This window comes from Anaerobacillus sp. QJM3NY_17, assembly GCF_056173665.1.
Genome location: NZ_CM149685.1, coordinates 3,562,119 through 3,579,709, shown reverse-complemented (window position 1 = coordinate 3,579,709; position 17,591 = coordinate 3,562,119). Strand labels below are relative to the sequence as shown.

18 protein-coding genes and 1 other RNA gene are annotated in these 17,591 nt (G+C 41.8%); 11 read left to right on the top strand and 8 right to left on the bottom strand.

All coding sequences use genetic code 11. The features are described from left to right. Positions 1-31 precede the first annotated feature (31 nt). The 8 genes from tpiA (at position 32) to ssrA (ending at position 8,664) form a co-directional block, all read left to right on the top strand. A complete protein-coding gene (gene tpiA, locus AC0VYV_RS18585) occupies positions 32-793 on the top strand; it encodes a triose-phosphate isomerase (RefSeq protein WP_194218792.1) in 762 nt (253 codons plus the stop codon). Beyond that, positions 786-2,318, top strand: coding sequence for a 2,3-bisphosphoglycerate-independent phosphoglycerate mutase (gpmI, locus tag AC0VYV_RS18580; RefSeq protein ID WP_475367963.1), 1,533 nt, complete (start codon positions 786-788; stop codon positions 2,316-2,318). Before tpiA ends, gpmI begins: the two co-directional genes overlap by 8 nt. 26 nt (positions 2,319-2,344) lie before the next feature. Next, positions 2,345-3,634 (top strand): phosphopyruvate hydratase, encoded by a 1,290-nt coding sequence (gene eno, locus AC0VYV_RS18575; RefSeq protein ID WP_194218794.1) that lies wholly within the window; start codon positions 2,345-2,347, stop codon positions 3,632-3,634. 299 nt (positions 3,635-3,933) lie between these two features. After that, positions 3,934-4,164 carry a preprotein translocase subunit SecG gene (secG, locus tag AC0VYV_RS18570; RefSeq protein WP_098445013.1) on the top strand — a complete coding sequence of 77 codons (231 nt, stop codon included), beginning with the start codon at positions 3,934-3,936 and terminating at the stop codon, positions 4,162-4,164. Between the two features lie 362 nt (positions 4,165-4,526). Beyond that, entirely contained in the window at positions 4,527-5,273 is a 747-nt protein-coding gene (locus AC0VYV_RS18565; RefSeq protein ID WP_475374094.1) for an alpha/beta hydrolase, read from the top strand. Between the two features lie 38 nt (positions 5,274-5,311). After that, positions 5,312-7,639, top strand: a complete 2,328-nt coding sequence (gene rnr / locus AC0VYV_RS18560; RefSeq protein WP_430244884.1) for a ribonuclease R — start codon at positions 5,312-5,314, stop codon at positions 7,637-7,639. A 98-nt stretch (positions 7,640-7,737) separates the two neighbouring features. Then, complete coding sequence (gene smpB / locus AC0VYV_RS18555) at positions 7,738-8,205, top strand: SsrA-binding protein SmpB (RefSeq protein ID WP_194218797.1); 468 nt, start codon at positions 7,738-7,740, stop codon at positions 8,203-8,205. A gap of 100 nt (positions 8,206-8,305) precedes the next feature. Next, positions 8,306-8,664, top strand: a transfer-messenger RNA (tmRNA) gene (gene ssrA / locus AC0VYV_RS18550). A gap of 85 nt (positions 8,665-8,749) precedes the next feature. Here the strand turns inward: ssrA and AC0VYV_RS18545 are convergent. From AC0VYV_RS18545 to AC0VYV_RS18530, 4 genes are all read right to left on the bottom strand, one after another. Then, complete coding sequence (locus AC0VYV_RS18545; RefSeq protein ID WP_475374093.1) at positions 8,750-9,235, bottom strand: DUF4188 domain-containing protein; 486 nt, start codon at positions 9,233-9,235, stop codon at positions 8,750-8,752. Positions 9,236-9,249: 14 nt separating this feature from the next. Next, entirely contained in the window at positions 9,250-9,789 is a 540-nt protein-coding gene (locus AC0VYV_RS18540; RefSeq protein ID WP_475374092.1) for a PadR family transcriptional regulator, read from the bottom strand. 173 nt (positions 9,790-9,962) lie between these two features. Continuing rightward, positions 9,963-10,394, bottom strand: coding sequence for a carboxymuconolactone decarboxylase family protein (locus tag AC0VYV_RS18535; RefSeq protein WP_475374091.1), 432 nt, complete (start codon positions 10,392-10,394; stop codon positions 9,963-9,965). Positions 10,395-10,510: 116 nt separating this feature from the next. After that, positions 10,511-11,389 carry a LysR family transcriptional regulator gene (locus AC0VYV_RS18530; RefSeq protein ID WP_475374090.1) on the bottom strand — a complete coding sequence of 293 codons (879 nt, stop codon included), beginning with the start codon at positions 11,387-11,389 and terminating at the stop codon, positions 10,511-10,513. A 184-nt stretch (positions 11,390-11,573) separates the two neighbouring features. Here AC0VYV_RS18530 and AC0VYV_RS18525 point away from each other — a divergent pair, with 184 nt between their 5' ends. Next, on the top strand, positions 11,574-12,125 hold the full coding sequence (locus tag AC0VYV_RS18525) for a DJ-1/PfpI family protein (RefSeq protein WP_430244874.1): 552 nt from the start codon (positions 11,574-11,576) through the stop codon (positions 12,123-12,125). 40 nt (positions 12,126-12,165) lie between these two features. Here AC0VYV_RS18525 and AC0VYV_RS18520 read toward each other — a convergent pair whose 3' ends face one another. Both AC0VYV_RS18520 and AC0VYV_RS18515 read right to left on the bottom strand, forming a co-directional pair. Further along, positions 12,166-12,708 carry a DUF6944 family repetitive protein gene (locus AC0VYV_RS18520; RefSeq protein WP_194218806.1) on the bottom strand — a complete coding sequence of 181 codons (543 nt, stop codon included), beginning with the start codon at positions 12,706-12,708 and terminating at the stop codon, positions 12,166-12,168. A gap of 89 nt (positions 12,709-12,797) precedes the next feature. After that, entirely contained in the window at positions 12,798-14,000 is a 1,203-nt protein-coding gene (locus AC0VYV_RS18515) for an MFS transporter (protein WP_475374089.1), read from the bottom strand. Between the two features lie 170 nt (positions 14,001-14,170). Between AC0VYV_RS18515 and AC0VYV_RS18510 the strand changes: the two genes are divergently transcribed. Further along, entirely contained in the window at positions 14,171-14,329 is a 159-nt protein-coding gene (locus AC0VYV_RS18510) for a DUF1540 domain-containing protein (protein WP_194218808.1), read from the top strand. A 56-nt stretch (positions 14,330-14,385) separates the two neighbouring features. On the opposite strand, the gene AC0VYV_RS18505 is transcribed toward AC0VYV_RS18510, so the two are convergent. Together AC0VYV_RS18505 and AC0VYV_RS18500 are read right to left on the bottom strand one after the other, a co-directional pair. Next, entirely contained in the window at positions 14,386-14,826 is a 441-nt protein-coding gene (locus AC0VYV_RS18505) for an SRPBCC family protein (RefSeq protein WP_194218809.1), read from the bottom strand. Next, entirely contained in the window at positions 14,816-15,610 is a 795-nt protein-coding gene (locus AC0VYV_RS18500; protein WP_475374088.1) for a helix-turn-helix domain-containing protein, read from the bottom strand. The genes AC0VYV_RS18505 and AC0VYV_RS18500 overlap by 11 nt, the downstream gene beginning before the upstream one ends. A gap of 244 nt (positions 15,611-15,854) precedes the next feature. On the opposite strand from AC0VYV_RS18500, the gene ilvD reads away from it, so the two are divergent. Continuing rightward, a complete protein-coding gene (gene ilvD / locus AC0VYV_RS18495; protein ID WP_430244867.1) occupies positions 15,855-17,549 on the top strand; it encodes a dihydroxy-acid dehydratase in 1,695 nt (564 codons plus the stop codon). Positions 17,550-17,591 lie beyond the last annotated feature (42 nt).

Below are 17,591 nucleotides of genomic sequence, written 5' to 3'. Positions count from 1 at the left end.
ACTTAAATTTATAAAGGGATGGTGAGTGAACATGCGCAAACCAATCATCGCAGGTAACTGGAAGATGAACAAAACACTTACGGAAACAAAAAGCTTTGTTGACGAAGTGAAAGGACTTATTCCTAATGGCGATCGCGTAGATTCCGTTGTCTGTGCTCCTGCTCTTTTCCTTGATTATTTAACGGATGAGCTAGAAGGAACAGCACTTCAAGTAGGTGCTCAAAACATGCACTTTGAAGAAAATGGCGCGTTTACAGGTGAAATCAGCCCTGTCGCACTTAACGATCTTGGAGTAGGCTATGTGATTCTTGGTCACTCTGAACGCCGTGAGCTATTTGGTGAAACGGACGAAATCGTTAACCAGAAAACTCATTCAGCGTTTAAACATAACCTAACACCGATCATCTGTGTTGGTGAAACGCTTGAACAGCGTGAAAGCAACGTAACAGAAGATGTCGTTAAAGGACAAGTTCAAAAGGCAATCGCTGGTCTTACAAATGAACAGGTAGCTCAATCTGTCATCGCATATGAGCCGATCTGGGCAATTGGAACTGGCAAAACAGCAACAAGCGATCAAGCAAATGATGTATGTGCATTTATCCGCGGCGTCCTTAAAGACGAAACGTCTGACGAAACAGCTAATGCGGTCCGTATCCAATATGGCGGCAGTGTGAAACCTGGTAACATTGACGAGCTTATGGGTAAATCCGACATAGATGGAGCTTTAGTCGGCGGCGCGAGTCTTGATGCGAAATCTTTCCTTCAGCTTTTGGAGGCTGGTCAGAATGCCTAAAAAGCCAGAAGCTTTAATCATCTTAGATGGTTTCGGCCTTAGAGATGAAGAAAAAGGAAATGCCGTAGCTCATGCGAAAAAACCGAATTTTGACCGTTACTGGAACCAATACCCACACGCTACCCTACAAGCGAGTGGTAAAGCAGTTGGTCTTCCAGACGGACAAATGGGTAACTCAGAAGTTGGCCACTTGAATATCGGTGCAGGACGCATTGTTTATCAAAGCTTAACTAGAGTAAATCTTGCAATTGAAGAAGGTGACTTCTTCGAGAATGAAACATTTCTAGAGGCTATTGACCATGCAAAGAAAAAAGGGACAAGCCTACACTTGTTCGGACTTCTTTCTGACGGTGGTATTCATAGTCACATTAAACATCTTTTCGCTCTTCTTGAACTTGCTGCTAAGCAAGGTTTAAAAGATGTCTATGTTCACGGTTTCCTTGATGGTCGTGATGTTGGCCAACAATCTGCGAAAACCTACATTCAGCAGTTAGAGGAAAAAATGGAAGAAGTCGGAGTAGGTCGTCTTGCGACTCTCTCAGGACGTTATTATTCCATGGACCGCGACAAGCGTTGGGATCGCGTAGAGAAGTCTTACCGTGCCCTGGCATACGGTGAAGGCCCTTCTTACAAAGATCCAAATGAGTTAATTGATGATAATTACAAGAATGAAATCTATGATGAATTCGTTCTTCCTTCCGTTATGACAGAAGAAGACGGTTCACCGATTGCGACGGTAGATGATGAGGATGCAGTAATCTTCTTTAACTTCCGTCCTGACCGAGCAATCCAGATTTCACAAGTCTTTACGAATGATGATTTCCGCGGTTTCGATCGTGGGGAAGAACGTCCGAAAGATCTTCACTTTGTCTCACTCACTCGTTTTAGTGAAACAGTTGGAGGCGACGTTGCTTTCAAACCAACAAACCTTGATAACACGCTTGGTGAAGTACTAGCTCAGCAGGACTACAAGCAGCTGCGTATTGCTGAGACAGAGAAATACCCACACGTTACTTTCTTCTTTAGCGGTGGACGCGAAGAAGAGTTTCCTGGGGAAGAGCGCATTCTTATCGACTCTCCGAAGGTTGCAACCTATGACTTGAAGCCGGAGATGAGTGCCTACGAAGTAACGGACGCGTTACTGAAAGAGCTCGATGCCGATAAGCACGATGCGATTATCTTGAACTTTGCTAACCCTGACATGGTAGGGCATTCCGGAATGCTTGAACCGACAGTCAAAGCGATTGAAGCTGTTGACGAATGTCTTGGTAAGATCGTTGATAAAATTTTAGAAAAAGGCGGAAATGCGATTATTACCGCTGACCACGGGAACTCTGATGAAGTCACGACGCTTGATGGCGATGCGATGACTGCTCATACAACGAATCCTGTACCTGTTATTGTTACTAAAGACGGTGCTGAGCTTCGTACAGACGGAATTCTTGCGGACCTTTCACCAACCCTTCTTGATTTGCTTGGCGGCAAGCAACCGAAGGAAATGACAGGGAAATCATTAATTAAATAACTTACATTTAAAGGAGATGACACGTTATGCCAATCATTACTGACGTTTATGCACGCGAGGTCCTTGACTCCCGCGGCAATCCAACAGTTGAAGTAGAAGTATTTACAGACGCAGGCGTTAAAGCACGCGCAATGGTACCATCTGGCGCATCCACTGGTGAATACGAAGCAGTTGAACTTCGTGACGGTGACAAAGATCGCTACCTTGGTAAAGGCGTAGAAAAAGCAGTAGCTAACATTAACGAAACAATCGCTCCAGAGCTAGTAGGAATGAGCGTTTATGACCAACTTGGAATCGACCACATGATGATCGACCTTGATGGTACTGATAACAAAGGCAATCTAGGTGCTAACGCTATTCTTGGCGTATCTATGGCTGTTGCACGTGCAGCTGCTGAAGAGCTTGAACTTCCACTTTACGTTTACCTTGGTGGTTTCAATGCCAAAACTCTTCCAACACCAATGATGAACATTCTTAATGGTGGAGAGCACGCTGATAACAACGTAGACATTCAAGAATTTATGGTTATGCCTGTTGGAGCACCTTCTTTCAAAGAAGCACTTCGCACTGGCGCTGAAATTTTCCACAGCCTTAAAGGTGTTTTGAAAGAAAAAGGTCTTAACACTTCTGTAGGTGACGAAGGTGGATTCGCTCCTAACCTTGGTTCAAACGAAGAAGCGATCCAAACAATTATCGAAGCAATCGAAAAAGCGGGCTACAAGCCTGGTGAAGAAGTAATGCTCGCTCTAGACGTAGCATCTTCTGAAATCTATAGCGACGGTAAATACAACCTTGCTGGTGAAGGCGTAGTGAAGACATCTGAAGAAATGATCGAATTCTACAGCCAGCTATGTGAAAAATACCCAATCATCTCAATTGAAGATGGTCTTGACGAAAACGACTGGGAAGGCTGGGAGAAACTTACTCAAGCTCTTGGTGAGAAAGTTCAACTTGTTGGTGACGATCTTTTCGTTACAAACACAAACAAACTTTCTGAAGGAATCGAGCGCAGTGTAGGTAACTCTATCCTAATCAAAGTGAACCAAATTGGTACACTAACTGAAACGTTTGATGCTGTTGAAATGGCGAAGCGCGCTGGATACACAGCTGTTATTTCTCACCGTTCTGGTGAAACAGAAGATACAACAATCGCTGACATCGCTGTTGCGACTAACGCTGGACAAATTAAGACAGGCGCACCGTCTCGTACGGACCGCGTAGCTAAATACAACCAGCTTCTTCGTATCGAAGATGAGCTTGAACACCTTGCAATCTACGGTGGCCGTAAAAGCTTCTACAACTTAGATAAGAAGTAAGTTGAACAAACCCCCGCGTGAAAACGCGGGGGTTTTTGATGGGTTCTTTTCTTTTTTAACCTATGTTAATGAACAGTGTCGGTTTCTGGCTGATTTGCGTGAAGTTGAGATTTCACGCAAATCAGCCACCACTCTTATCGGAACAACGTCTACAAAAACAGTCGTTACCGTTCAAGAAGTGTTAACACAATGTTAAGAAGGTATGAGAATGTCCTGTATTACCGAAATAGATTGCTTTTACTGAAAAATTTATGGTAAATTGATAGTATTGGAAAGGCTATAGTCCGGGAGGTGGAATCATGCATCTTGCAGCTACAATTGCATTAGTTATCGTTTCAATCTTACTTATTACTGTCGTATTGCTTCAGTCTGGTAAAAGCGCCGGGTTATCAGGAGCCATTACAGGTGGAGCTGAGCAATTATTCGGAAAGCAAAAGGCCCGCGGCTTTGAAGCGGTTTTAAATAAAGTAACGGTAGTACTTGCCGTATTGTTCTTTGTTCTTTCAATTCTCGTTGCGTATCTCGTGTAATGTGATAAAGGAAGCAGCAGGTGTTGAACCACTTGCTGCTTTTTTCATTGGAGGAAATGAAAGTATCAAATTCAGTGAAGTCGAAATCTGGCGCCGCCAAGCTCCATTGTGGCAAAAAGCGCTACATTGAGGCTCGTATTAAGCATGTCGCGTGTGAAATAGGCGCTTGTGCTTTTTTAAAGAAGAAAGAAAAGCAAGTTTTTTGTCGAATGAAACAGGGAAATAAGCTAGAAGAACACATTCCTTTTTACTGAGGACGGAAACCGTTAAAATGCATATAAGGACTTCAATAGACAGGATAAATCGTTGTTTGAAGGTCAAACTAATGAGTAGGACTGGATTATTTAGAGGAGGATCACATCATGAAAGTAGTAGCACCCAAGCCATTTACATTTGAAGGAGGTAATCGCGCGGTACTAATGTTGCATGGCTTTACTGGTAATACAGCAGATGTCCGAATGATGGGACGTTATTTGCAGGAACAGGGGTATACGTGTCATGCCCCACAATATGAAGGACATGGCGTTCCCCCAGAAGAGTTAGTACATACAGGTCCTCAAGACTGGTGGAAAAACGTCAAAGAGGGGTATGAATTGCTTGAAAGCATGGGGCATGAGGAAAAAGCTGTTGTGGGATTATCGCTTGGAGGCGTATTTTCTTTAAAGCTCGGTTATACTGTTCCTGTAAAGGGAATCGTACCCATGTGCGCCCCAATGGATATGAAGGATGAAGAAACGATGTATCAGGGTGTTCTTTCTTACGCAAGAGAATATAAGAAATTTGAACGGAAGTCTCCTGAACAAATTGAAGAAGAAATGGAAGCGTTCAAAGAAACCCCAATGAACACGCTCGGAGAACTTCGAGACCTGATCTATGATGTGCGTGATAACATTGATATGATTTATGCTCCGACATTTGTCGCTCAGGCAAGACACGATGAGATGATTAATACGGAGAGTGCGAATGTAATTCATGATCATGTAGAATCAGATGAGAAGAGCATGATATGGTATGAGAATTCAACACACGCTATTACGCTTGGAAAAGAGAAAGAGGAACTTCATAAGGACGTGCACGCATTTCTTGATGGACTTGATTGGTCTAAATAATCTACGGATATATTTTACTAGAAAGAAGGTGGAAGACAATGGCAGAAGAACATGAACAGAGAATATTGAGCTTCATGAAAGAGGAAGCATACAAACCACTAACTGTACAAGAACTTGAAGAAGTTTTTGGAGTGAAAGATTCCAGTGAGTTTAAGGAGTTTGTGAAAACCCTAAACGGGATGGAAGAAGAAGGTTTAATTGTAAGAACAAGAAGTAACCGCTATGGCATTCCTGAGAAAATGAATCTTGTAAGAGGAAAGCTACAGGTTCATGCAAAAGGCTTTGCATTCCTGATTTCAGATAGCGACACTGGCGAGAAGGATGTTTATATTAACCAGAGTGACCTTGAGGGAGCGATGAATGGAGACCGTGTCATCGCACGACTACATCAAAAATCATCAGGGACACGTCCAGAGGGGACCGTTATTCGTATCATTGAGCGTGGTGTTAAGCGCACAGTTGGTACATACTCTGACAGCAAGCATTTTGGTTTTGTGATTGCGGATGATAAACGAATCCCACATGACATTTTTATTCCAAAAGGGTCTACTGGTGGTGCGGTTGACGGCCACAAAGTCGTTGTTGAAATTACGAAGTATCCTGAAGGACGTATGAGTGCTGAAGGACGAATTACAGAAATACTAGGACACAAGAATGATCCTGGAGTAGATATTCTTTCCATTATTTATAAACATGAATTACCAGGTGAATTTCCGGATGCAACGATGAAACAGGCCAATGACACGCCTGATCAAATTGATGAGAAGGAAATTGAAGGTAGACGTGATTTGCGTGAAGAAACGATTGTCACGATTGATGGTGCTGATGCAAAAGACCTTGATGATGCGGTTAACGTTGTTAAACTTCCAAACGGGAACTATAAATTAGGTGTTCATATTGCAGACGTCACGTATTATGTCACTGAGAACTCTCCAATCGATCAAGAAGCGCTTGATCGTGGTACAAGTGTCTATCTTGTCGATCGTGTAATCCCGATGATTCCCCACCGATTATCAAACGGTATTTGTAGTTTAAATCCTCAAGTGGATCGTTTAACGATTTCGTGTGAAATGGAAATTACAACGCAGGGTGAAGTTGTGAATCATGAAATTTTCCCAAGCGTTATTCGTACAAATGAGCGAATGACATATACGGATGTACGTAAAATTCTTAAACGTGAAGACGATGAAGTACTTGAGCGCTATAAATCTCTAGTTCCATTCTTCGATGGCATGGGAGAACTAGCTGAAATCTTAAGAAAAGGTCGCTTTGAACGAGGGGCTATTGATTTTGATTTTGCGGAAGCGAAAGTTCTTGTAGATGAAGAAGGGGCACCACAGGAGATTGTTCAACGAGAACGCTCGGTAGCTGAACGCTTAATTGAAGAATTTATGCTTGTAGCGAACGAAACAGTTGCACAACATTTCCACTTCATGGAAGTTCCGTTTATGTACCGTATTCACGAAGATCCGGATTCAGACAAACTCAATACATTCTTTGAGTTTATTACAAACTTCGGTTATGTCGTACGAGGTAATGCTAACACGGTGCACCCGCGTGCGCTTCAAAAGCTTTTAGAAGAAGTGAAAGGTGAGCCAGAAGAAGCGGTCATCAGTAAGGTTATGCTTCGCTCTATGCAACAGGCGAAATACTTCCCTGAAAGTCTCGGCCACTTCGGTTTATCGACAGATTTCTATACGCATTTCACATCGCCAATTCGTCGTTATCCTGACTTAATTGTGCATCGTTTAATTCGTACGTACCTGTTTGAGAAAAAAGTCGACAATCAGACAACTTCTAAGTGGGGCGAAGCGCTTGGTGAAATCGCTCAGCACGCTTCAGCGATGGAACGACGTGCAGTTGACGCTGAACGTGAAACCGATGATCTGAAAAAAGCTGAGTTTATGAAAGATAAAATTGGGGAAGAGTTCGAAGGCGTGATTAGCGGCGTAACAAACTTTGGCTTATTTGTTGAATTGCCAAATACGATCGAAGGGCTTGTCCACGTTAGCTATTTAACCGATGACTATTACCATTATGACGAAGGTGCTTATGCGATGATCGGCGAACGTACCGGTAACGTATACCGCATCGGTGACGAAATCGCCATTCGCGTCTTAAATGTTAACATTGACGAACGAGCGATCGACTTCGAAATTGTTGGCATGAAGCCACCGAAAGAACGTCGTCGTAGAGAAAGTCCTAAAGTTATTGAAGGCGGAAAGCGTAAAAAACGTGGGAAGTCATCGAATAAAACAACTGATGCAGGACAGAAAAAAAGAAAGTTCTCTCCACCTAAAGATGGTCAGGGAACGAAAAAGAAAGCAAAAAACAAAAAGAAAAAACGTCGAAATAATAATGCCTAACTAGCGATATTTCGATCATGTCGGTCGGAGTAAGTCATCTTGACTTATTCTGACCAAATTGATATAATGGAGTTCGACGTTTGAGAGGGGGGACGGTCATGCCAAAAGGTGATGGTGGACTCATTGCACAAAATAAGAAAGCAAGACACGATTATTCTGTTATTGAAACATATGAAGCAGGTCTAGTTCTACAGGGAACTGAAATTAAATCCATCAGGGCAAGACGCGTAAACCTGAAAGACTCTCACGCCATTATTCGTAAAGGCGAAATTTTTCTTATCAATATGCACGTCAATGAATATGAGCAGGGAAATCGTTTTAATCACGATCCCACCCGTACTCGTAAGCTATTGATGAAGAGGAAAGAGATTGATAAGCTCCTTGGCTTAACGAAAGAACAGGGCTATACAATTATTCCGCTTAAGGTATATATTAAGAATGGTTATGCGAAAGTACTTCTAGGTCTTGCCAAAGGTAAGAAAAAGTACGATAAGCGCCAAGATCTGAAAGATAAAACGATGAAGCGTGAAGTGGATAAAGCGTTGAAAGAGCGTCAGCGGATATAGTTTCCATTTGATTGGAAGCTGATCTGTGTTATACTAACTATTACCGAAACAACATATGAAGCTTAAGTGCTTTCCCGTTTTCGGTTCTCATTTCTTATATGGGGACGTTACGGATTCGACAGGGATAGGTCGAGCTTAAGTCGCGAGTCGAGTTGGCGAGCTACGTTAAAAACGCCATGCCTATAACTGGCAAAGAAAACAACAACTTCGCACTAGCAGCGTAAGCTGTTTTGCGGTTCCTCCCTCCATCGCCCATGTGGTAGGGTAAGGGACTCAACTTAAGTGGGATACGCCAACAATCCACCGTCTGAGGAAAGTTGGAAGAGATTAACCAGACTAGCTACAAGGACGCCTGTCGTTGGGCAGAATTGTAGTGAAACACTAATATAACGACTACACTCGTAGAAGCTTAAGTGCCGATATCTCTGGACGTGGGTTCGACTCCCACCGTCTCCACCAAATACATATTTGGTGGTTTTTTATTTGCAAAAAATCACTTCACTAAAAAAGCGGAGAATGTGAACTTTCACGTTCTCCGCTTTTTTTAGTGACTAATTTGTTTCCCCTGGAGACGTTTAGTAAAAGAATCAGCTTGATGGGTGACCGCAACATGGCCGAGTGCTTTTCCTAATCCAAAAGAAGGCATATTTCCATAAAGGGTTTCATAGTGAGAGCTCGGAAGGACGTATGTTTCATGATAAATACCGACAGCACGGTTATTTCCGATCTTTTGATTGAAGTTTTTCCATGCTTTTAAATGAGCTTGACCATGCGCATAATGGCGTAGGTCATCAGATGAGCGCCAGTATTGAAGAAGTAGCGTTGTACGGAAACTAAAGAAGTTTTCCATAGAAAGGCATCCTAACTGTTTATTGGTGCTAAGCTCACGAATCATGCCAGGCATCGCAAGAAAGACTGGAAGCCATTTATGCACAGCCCACCACTGATTGATTCGCATGCCAATGAGAAATACTACTACGTCCTGTCCTTTATCCACCGTGTAGCGCCCGCTAAAGACTTGATTTGCCATCTGAATTTCCTCCTCTAGCGCTTTATTTTCGCAACCTTTGCCCATTCAATAGCAGCTTTTGTCGTTCGTTTCCCATAGTCAAGAGTCATAAGCCAGAACTTTGCATCCCCTTGATCACCATACGTTTGTACAATCATCTCCTCGATGGCTTCATAAGTCTTGAAGCGATCGATTAGTTTGGCGAGATAGCTTTCCAATTGCTTTTCAACTGCTTCATCACTTTGATGCTGACTAAAAAATAGCTTAAGCAATAACTCATTTTTCTCTAAAGCTACTTCCTCAACAGGCGTTTCCATCCACTTTTTGAGCGCATCCCAGCCCAGTTGTGTTAATTCATATTCCTTTTTGTCTGGATTACCGGATTCGCTTTGTTTTTGGACCGTAATAAGTTCTTCATCCAAAAGACTTTTCAGCGTCGGATAAATTTGACCGTAGCTGATTTTCCAAAAATGATTCAAGCTACCATCCATCATTTGTTTCATTGAATAGCCAGTGCGACAACCGGTAGTTAGTAAGCCTAAAATAGCAAATTTCGTATTTGACTGTTTTTCCATATTTCTCACCCTATATCTAAAAGATATGTATCAATTAGATATATAATAGCACGTTTTTTTAAAATATGGAAATTGAATAATGGCTTTTATTTACAGTTGGCATTATGTTTATCAACTTGTTCAAATACAATCTAAAAAAACAAGCCGCCCTTTTGGACGACTAGTTTGGTTTTCTATTCAGATGCTACTTTGGTTTCTTCGTGGACTGAAACTTCCAGGTTGCGTTGAGTAAACACTTTTTTGACAAGCGTAAGCGCATTAAGAACTCGTGGAAAGCCTGTATAGGGAATGAGTTGTATGATAGCTTCCACAACCTCTGATGCCATCAGCCCGGAGGTGAGTGTGGTATTGATGTGAAGTTCAAGCTGAGGTTCTGTTCCTTGAGTCACAAGTGATGAAAGGGTAACGAGCGCTCTTTGCTGATTCGTTAACCCATCACGAGAGTAGATGTCTCTGTAAGCAAATTCGATAATATATTTACCAACATCAGGAGCAATTTCCTTCAGATCATCTGAGATTTTCAAATGAGTTGATATGTCGTCATTTGACGATAATGTGTATTCCATTAATTTATCTAGAACTTGCTGCAGGAGATCTTTTTCCATTGTAAAAGCATCCTATAATATATCCTTTAGTAGGATCAGGTGTCCTACTATACCGCGCGGAAGCTTTTGTGTGAAATACCTCTTTTGATTAGAGTCTATTCGAATGAGATATACAACTAGATAGAAGGCTTAATGTAGTTTATAAAAGCACGGGATGCGTAAGAGATATATTTTTCTTTTCGGAGGATAATCCCGAGGTCCCATGGTATTGAAGGATTTACAATCGGGACAGAGACCACATTATCTTGATTGATTTTTCTGAGAATGGATTTAGGAAAGAACGTAATTCCTAAATTGTGACTAACCATATCGCTTATGAAATCCCATTGAGAACTAACATACGATATTTGAGGCTCAAAACCTGCTTGGCGACACTGTTCAATCATCTGATCATGGAGCATGAAGTCTTCACTAAATAGAATGATCTGCTCATTTCGTAAATCACTGATTGAGACCTCACTTTTTTCGGCGATTGGATGCGAACTGTGCACAAAAAGCATTAATTCTTCCTTTGTAAACGGAAGTGTTTCAAATCTTGTATCATTAACAGGTAAGAGGCCGACTGCAAAATCTAGTTCTCCATCAAGGATTTTTTGTTGAGCAATGTTAGCTCCGTGCTCCATTAGTTCAATCGTAATGTCGGGGTAGAGTTCTTGAAATCCTTTCAAAATACCTGGGAAGTAGAGGGCGCCGATGAGTGGCGGGAGGCCAACTTTAATGTGCCCTTTCTTTAAATTCATCATGTCATATAAGTGAGAAGAAAGATCATCCACCAAATTCAGTATTTTTTCACCTTGAAGATACACGATTTTTCCTGCATCGGTTAGTTCGCTCGATCGTGCCGAGCGATCGAGTAGTTCAACATCTAACTCGGCTTCTAAACTTTTCACCATTTTACTTAAAGTTGGCTGTGAGATGTAGAGCGAGTGTGAGGCTTTCGTAAAGCTTTTTTGCTTCGCAACTTCAACGAAATAGGCTAACTGCTTAATGTCCATATGAAAGCTCCTGTCTCTATTCCCATCAGAATGAGAAATGTATTATGGTTTATTGTAGTAGCAAATCATACGCGAATTCAACCATAGACGGGGATTCTAGACCTATTTTATACGAGAGCTGTTACATATGTAAAAAAGAGGGGTAATGAAGAAGGCAATCAAATATCTTATGGAGGTGCTCGTTTTGAGTAAAAAAGTATTAATCATTTCCGGTGATGCTGTTGAAGCACTTGAGATTTTCTACCCTTACTATCGCTGTCTAGAGGAAGGTTTTGATGTGACGATTGCATCCCCTACCGCTAAAAAACTACAAACGGTATGCCACGACTTTACAGATGAAATGGAAACGTTTGTTGAGAAGCAAGCCTATGGAATTGAATCACACGCAGCGTTTGCAGAAATTAATCCGGCAGAGTACGATGGTTTAATTATTCCAGGCGGACGAGCACCAGAATACATTCGAATGGATGAGAGCGTACCTGGCATCGTAAGACATTTCTTTGAAGAAAATAAACCAGTAGGTGCAATTTGTCATGCGGCACAGGTTCTTAATGTGGTTCCTGATATTATGAAAGATCGCGAGTATACCGCGTATCCAGCTTGTAAACCAGATGTAACCGCATGTGGCGCTACATACATTGATGAAAAGGTCCATACGCGCGATAATCTCGTCTCAGGGCAGGCATGGCCAGATTTACCAGGCTTCATGAAAGAATTTCTCCGTTTATTAAAATAATGATACACGTAACCCCCTGATTGATCGATCAGGGGGTTCTTTAAGAGGAAGGATATTTCGTTTGGCCAATAGCTGAAATGACAGAGCCAACCGCCTGAATCCAGCTTCCTACGACATTAATATTTGTTGCTTCTTCATTATTGAGTTCTTTAATTCCTGAAATTGCTTGTAGTGAATTACCGACCGCCTGAAGGAAGTTTCCATAAATGCTATACAACGCTGAAGCAGAGACTTCTCCGTCTAATGCATCTGCAAGAGATACCCCTCCACCAAGAGCTTGAAGCCAGTTTCCGTCAATATTCAGTATTTGCTTCACTCGATCATCAAAATCAATCAGAATCCCTGTCACAACCGTCGAATTCCCAATTGCCTGAAGCTGATTGCCAATCTTGTCTAATGAAGGGGGAGTAATCGTATCAGCGATTAGAGCGTTTCCTGTTCCCTGCATCACATTTCCAATAAGATTTAAACTATCAAGTATTGAGGAGGGGATTTCTTTTATAGGTGTACTTCCAATAGCGGCTAAGATCGTTCCAATTGCCTGTACCCATGATCCAAATACACCTTTTATTTCATTGTTCATGATGTGATCGCCTTCTTCAAAAGTCGCCCTATTGTATTCTATACAAAATAGGAAAATTGGTTAATCAAACGGGGGGATTTGATTGGAAACTAACTCACATCAACATTCAAAGGCTTAATATAGACGTTCTGGCGATATTTAAAGAAGAAAATAGCTGTGATTGCCATCGACATTATTCCAAAGATGACAGACATCATTTGAAGTCCGATCAAATCAAGCATCAATCCCGTTAATAAGAGCACAACTTGAAAAATAATGCGATCAAGCATGTTGCGGAATGAGAAGAAACGACCGTGATATTCTTTAGGTACCCTCGTTTGGAAAATGGTAGCAGCTGTTGGAAAGAAGCAGCCGACTGAGAAACCGAATACCGCAAATGCTACAACGGAAAGAATCGGGCTGTTTGCGAAAAAGAGCAGCAGTTGAGAGAGGCCAATAATAAATGAAAAAAGAAATAAAATTGTGTATGGTGATTGTTTCCTAGAAAGCCTTTTGACTGCGAAAGCACCGATCATGAAGGAAAGACCTTCAGCGGTGTAAATCCAACTTTTGATGAGAGGATTATCTTGAAGCTCACTAATACTAATAACAAGCAAATTAAAACCACCAATAAACAAAAGAGGAACCATCGTCATAATTAGTGTCATTGTCACAATGGGCAGCTGTTTGATAATAGGGAACAAATGCTTAAAGCCACTTTCTGCTTTTGAACGATGCGAAACAGAGACGGTCGGTTCATCGATCGCAAGAAAAAGCGTAAAGATTACAAGTATAAGGTAGGCTCCTAAAGAAAGAATATACATAGTCGATAAAGACATGATCACAAGAAAGATTCCGGCAATAGCTGTACCCAGTACTCTTGAAAGTGTAGCGACATTCATATGAATCCCGTTCATTTGCAGGAGCTCTTTTTCTTTCACGACAAGTGGAATGGCGGCTTGGAGAGCAGGAAAGTAAAAAGCCGCAGCGGTCTGAATAAGAATGAGAAAAACAACCATCCAGAGAACGGACCCCGTTTGAAGAGCCACTAACATAAAGATCACGCTAATGGCTCGTGCAAGTCCAGCTACGATCATCACCGTCTTCTTTTTCACTTGATCGGTCACTCGTCCTGCATAGGGGCCAATCGCTACACCAGCAAGAAGTCCGATCGCAAGTATGACAGCTTTCATAAAATCAGAAGGCACTTTCTCTTGCATAAATTCTAAGTTACCAATAATACCGAGCCATAAGCCGAGTCCAGCTACAAATTCACCGGTTAATAAAATCCAGACATTTTTGTTCTGCCACATCATTTTGACCTCGATCTTCTTAGTTTCTAATATCATACCATGAGCGGTAAACATAAATTACGGAATTCGAAGAAAGTTTTAATGTTAACGAATGGTAAAGGACCTAATATAATCCGATCGGTATGCCTTCAGCTTATTTTGTTTATGCTAGAAAGAAGGAGGTGAAGGGAATGGCTATGGATGTATTATGCGAGGTATCAAATTGTGTCCACAACCGAAATGGTAAGCAGTGTGGAGCAGACGAAATCTACGTTGTCAGTCATAAAGGAAATCAAGCAAGCAATAGTGAAGAAACGGATTGTAAAACATTTGAGCCTGGAACCCTTTAAACTCTTTGAGGCGTTACCATTAAAAAAGCCGTCCTCAAGCGAGGGCGGCTTCTTCTTTATGCTTCCAATAGTTGTTTTAAATGAGCATAGTCTTTCTCTATGGAGCGCTGAACCAATTTACTCAGAACAGGACGAGCAAGTGAAAAAAGTCTTCCTGGATTTCCTTCAACGACAGCCTTAACGACACAACCTTCACCTGCAACTTGTACTTCTCTTGTGACTTTAATCGGAAACGTACTATCAACGCTTTCGATTTGAATTTTGTGGTACGGATTGTATTGACGAACAATAAAAGTGGTTTTGATTTCTTTTCCGAGAAATTTAGCTACTTGATCGTATGTCGCCCCTTCTCTCAACACCCCATTGGTAAACTTAGCCGAAACCATACCGCTTTGCCAATCTGGATTGTTCTCGAAATTTGTGATGTAGTTAAAAACAACTTCAGGTGGCCGCTCAATCAAAATACTTGTTTTCACTTCGATTTTTTTAGTTTGCATTGTATCTTTTCCCTTGTTCTACATAATTTTTAAGGAATGTCCCAAGCAGCTCTTTCCACCTTTCCTCATAAGCGGAATGCCAGTTAGGATCAAGTAGACCTGATGTTTGATGAGAAAGGGAGAGGATCGTTGCTTCACGATCTTCTTTTAGTGTATATGCGTAGCCACTCGTAACTGCCCCTGTCATGCCAAGAAGGCCATTTAAGCGAATTTCATATGGTGCATGTAGATAAGTGATGGTACCCCAAAGAGCCTGACTGTTTTTTCCCTTTTCTATAAATCGACCACCTATTTCATTTTCAAATGAAAGTGTTGAGTCATCTCCACATAAGCGATAAGCCCACCAGGAGTTAATGTCTTCTGTCAATGTAGAAAAGACTTTCTCGATCGGTGCTTCAATGCGCACTTCCTGTTCAATTTGAAACGTATCGAGCTTAAAGTTGTTATCCATTTGAGTAATGCCCCTTTCAATAGTTGATTGTAATGTTAATAAAGAGGAAGTAACGTTTGATTGAACATGACTCATCCACCGATCAGCCATTTTTTGTAGCGAGACAGCGTTTAAAAAATTCAGCCGCTGTCTTCCTTTGCGGCGAACAAGCATAAGGTTGGCTTCTTCAAGGATTGTGAGATGCTTCATAACTGCATAGCGACTTATATTAGCGAAAGCCTCACTTATTTCACCCGTTGTTTTTGGACCGTTATTTAGCAAGTCCAAAATCTCTCTTCGAATGGGGTGCGTTAATGCTCTGAATGTGATCGATAGTTCTTCTTCTTTGTTCATCTCATCACTCCGAAATGTGACTATAAGGTAACATAATAAGTGGCCCAATCGTAAGCTATTCTAACCAAACCAACAAGTGAGAATGACAGGTAATGAATGGAATATTTACTTGGCTATCAAATGTTTATAAGAAATTTCTGATATTTGTTTGCGTTAAAGCATGAAAACTAGTATCATCAAAGAATATAAATTTGGAATTGAATCAATTATCTAATTTTATAGGTGATGTGGAAGGGTGATTGGAATGGAAGGCAAAAAAGATCTTCGAATCAGAAGTAAAGTAATCAGTGAAGGTGTAAATCGAGTACCTAACCGCTCCATGCTTCGAGCAGTCGGTTTTACCGATGAAGATTTCAAAAAACCAATGATTGGTGTAGCGAGTACGTGGAGTGAAGTTACGCCGTGTAACGTACATATTGATTCTCTTGCGCGTGAGGCGAAAGCGGGCGCTAAGGATAACGGCGGCGCGCCAATGATTTTTAATACGATTACCGTTTCTGATGGTATTGCGATGGGTCATGAAGGAATGTTTTATTCTCTCCCAAGTCGTGAGATTATCGCTGACTCGATTGAAACGGTCACAAATGCAGAACGTCTTGATGGCATTGTAGCGATTGGCGGCTGTGACAAAACAACGCCAGGTTGCTTAATCGCAATTGGTCGTATGAACATTCCGTCCGTATACGTGTACGGTGGTACGATTCAGCCAGGTAAACTGAATGGAAATGATATCGACATTGTTTCATCATTTGAAGCGGTTGGACAATATCAAGCTGGAACAATTAACGAAGAAGAGCTACACAAAGTTGAATGCTCTGCATGTCCTGGAGCAGGAGCGTGTGGTGGAATGTATACCGCAAACACAATGGCCTCTGCGGTTGAAGCTCTAGGGATGAGTATCCCAGGATCATCCTCAACACCTGCAGTGAATGATTATAAAGAATCTGAATGTCGTCAGGCTGGAGAACTAGTGGTTTCTCTTCTTGAAAAAGACATCTACCCTCGTGACATTATGACAAAAGAAGCATTTGAGAATGCGATCACAGTCGTAATGGCCCTTGGTGGTTCAACTAATGCCTTCTTGCATCTAACGGCAATGGCTCACTCAGCTGGTGTCGACTTATCATTGGATGATTTCGAACGCGTTCGCGAACGTGTTCCATACATCGCAGACATGAAGCCGAGCGGTAAATATGTGATGCAAGATCTATATGAAATTGGTGGCGTACCTGCTGTCATGAAGCTTCTTCATGAGCATGGCTTGCTTCACGGAGATTGCCTCACAGTGACTGGAAAAACGGTCGCAGAAAACTTGGCCGAAGCCCCATCGCTAAAAGAAGGACAAGAAATTATCCGTTCTCTTAATGATCCGATTAAAGCAAGCGGACCACTTGTTGTACTTCGAGGTAATCTAGCTCCTGAAGGTTCTGTTGCAAAAATGTCCGGTCAAAAGATTAGCCACTTTGCAGGACCAGCTCGCGTTTATAATAACGAAGCAGAAGCAACTGCAGCAATCGAAGCGGATGATATTAAAGAAGGTGACGTTCTCGTTATTCGTAATGTAGGTCCTAAAGGTGGACCAGGAATGCCGGAAATGCTATCCATTACTTCCATGATTGTTGGGAAAGGATTGAATGGGAAGGTAGCGCTTATGACAGACGGTCGCTTCTCAGGTGGATCGCACGGTTTCGTTATCGGCCACGTATCTCCGGAGGCATTTGTTGGTGGACCGATTGGCCTCTTAAAAGAAGGCGACACCATCACCATCGATAGTGATAAGCAACAAATTAATTTTGACGTGACAGATGAAGAACTACAGCGTCGCCGTGCAGAATGGGTACGACCTGAGCTTAGATACAAAACAGGAATTCTAGGTAAGTACGCAAGACTCGTTTCCTCATCCGCAAAAGGTGCCGTAACGGATTTGGATATTGAATAAATTTTCGTCCAAAAGCCAGCTTTCTTCTGTATGAAGAAGCTG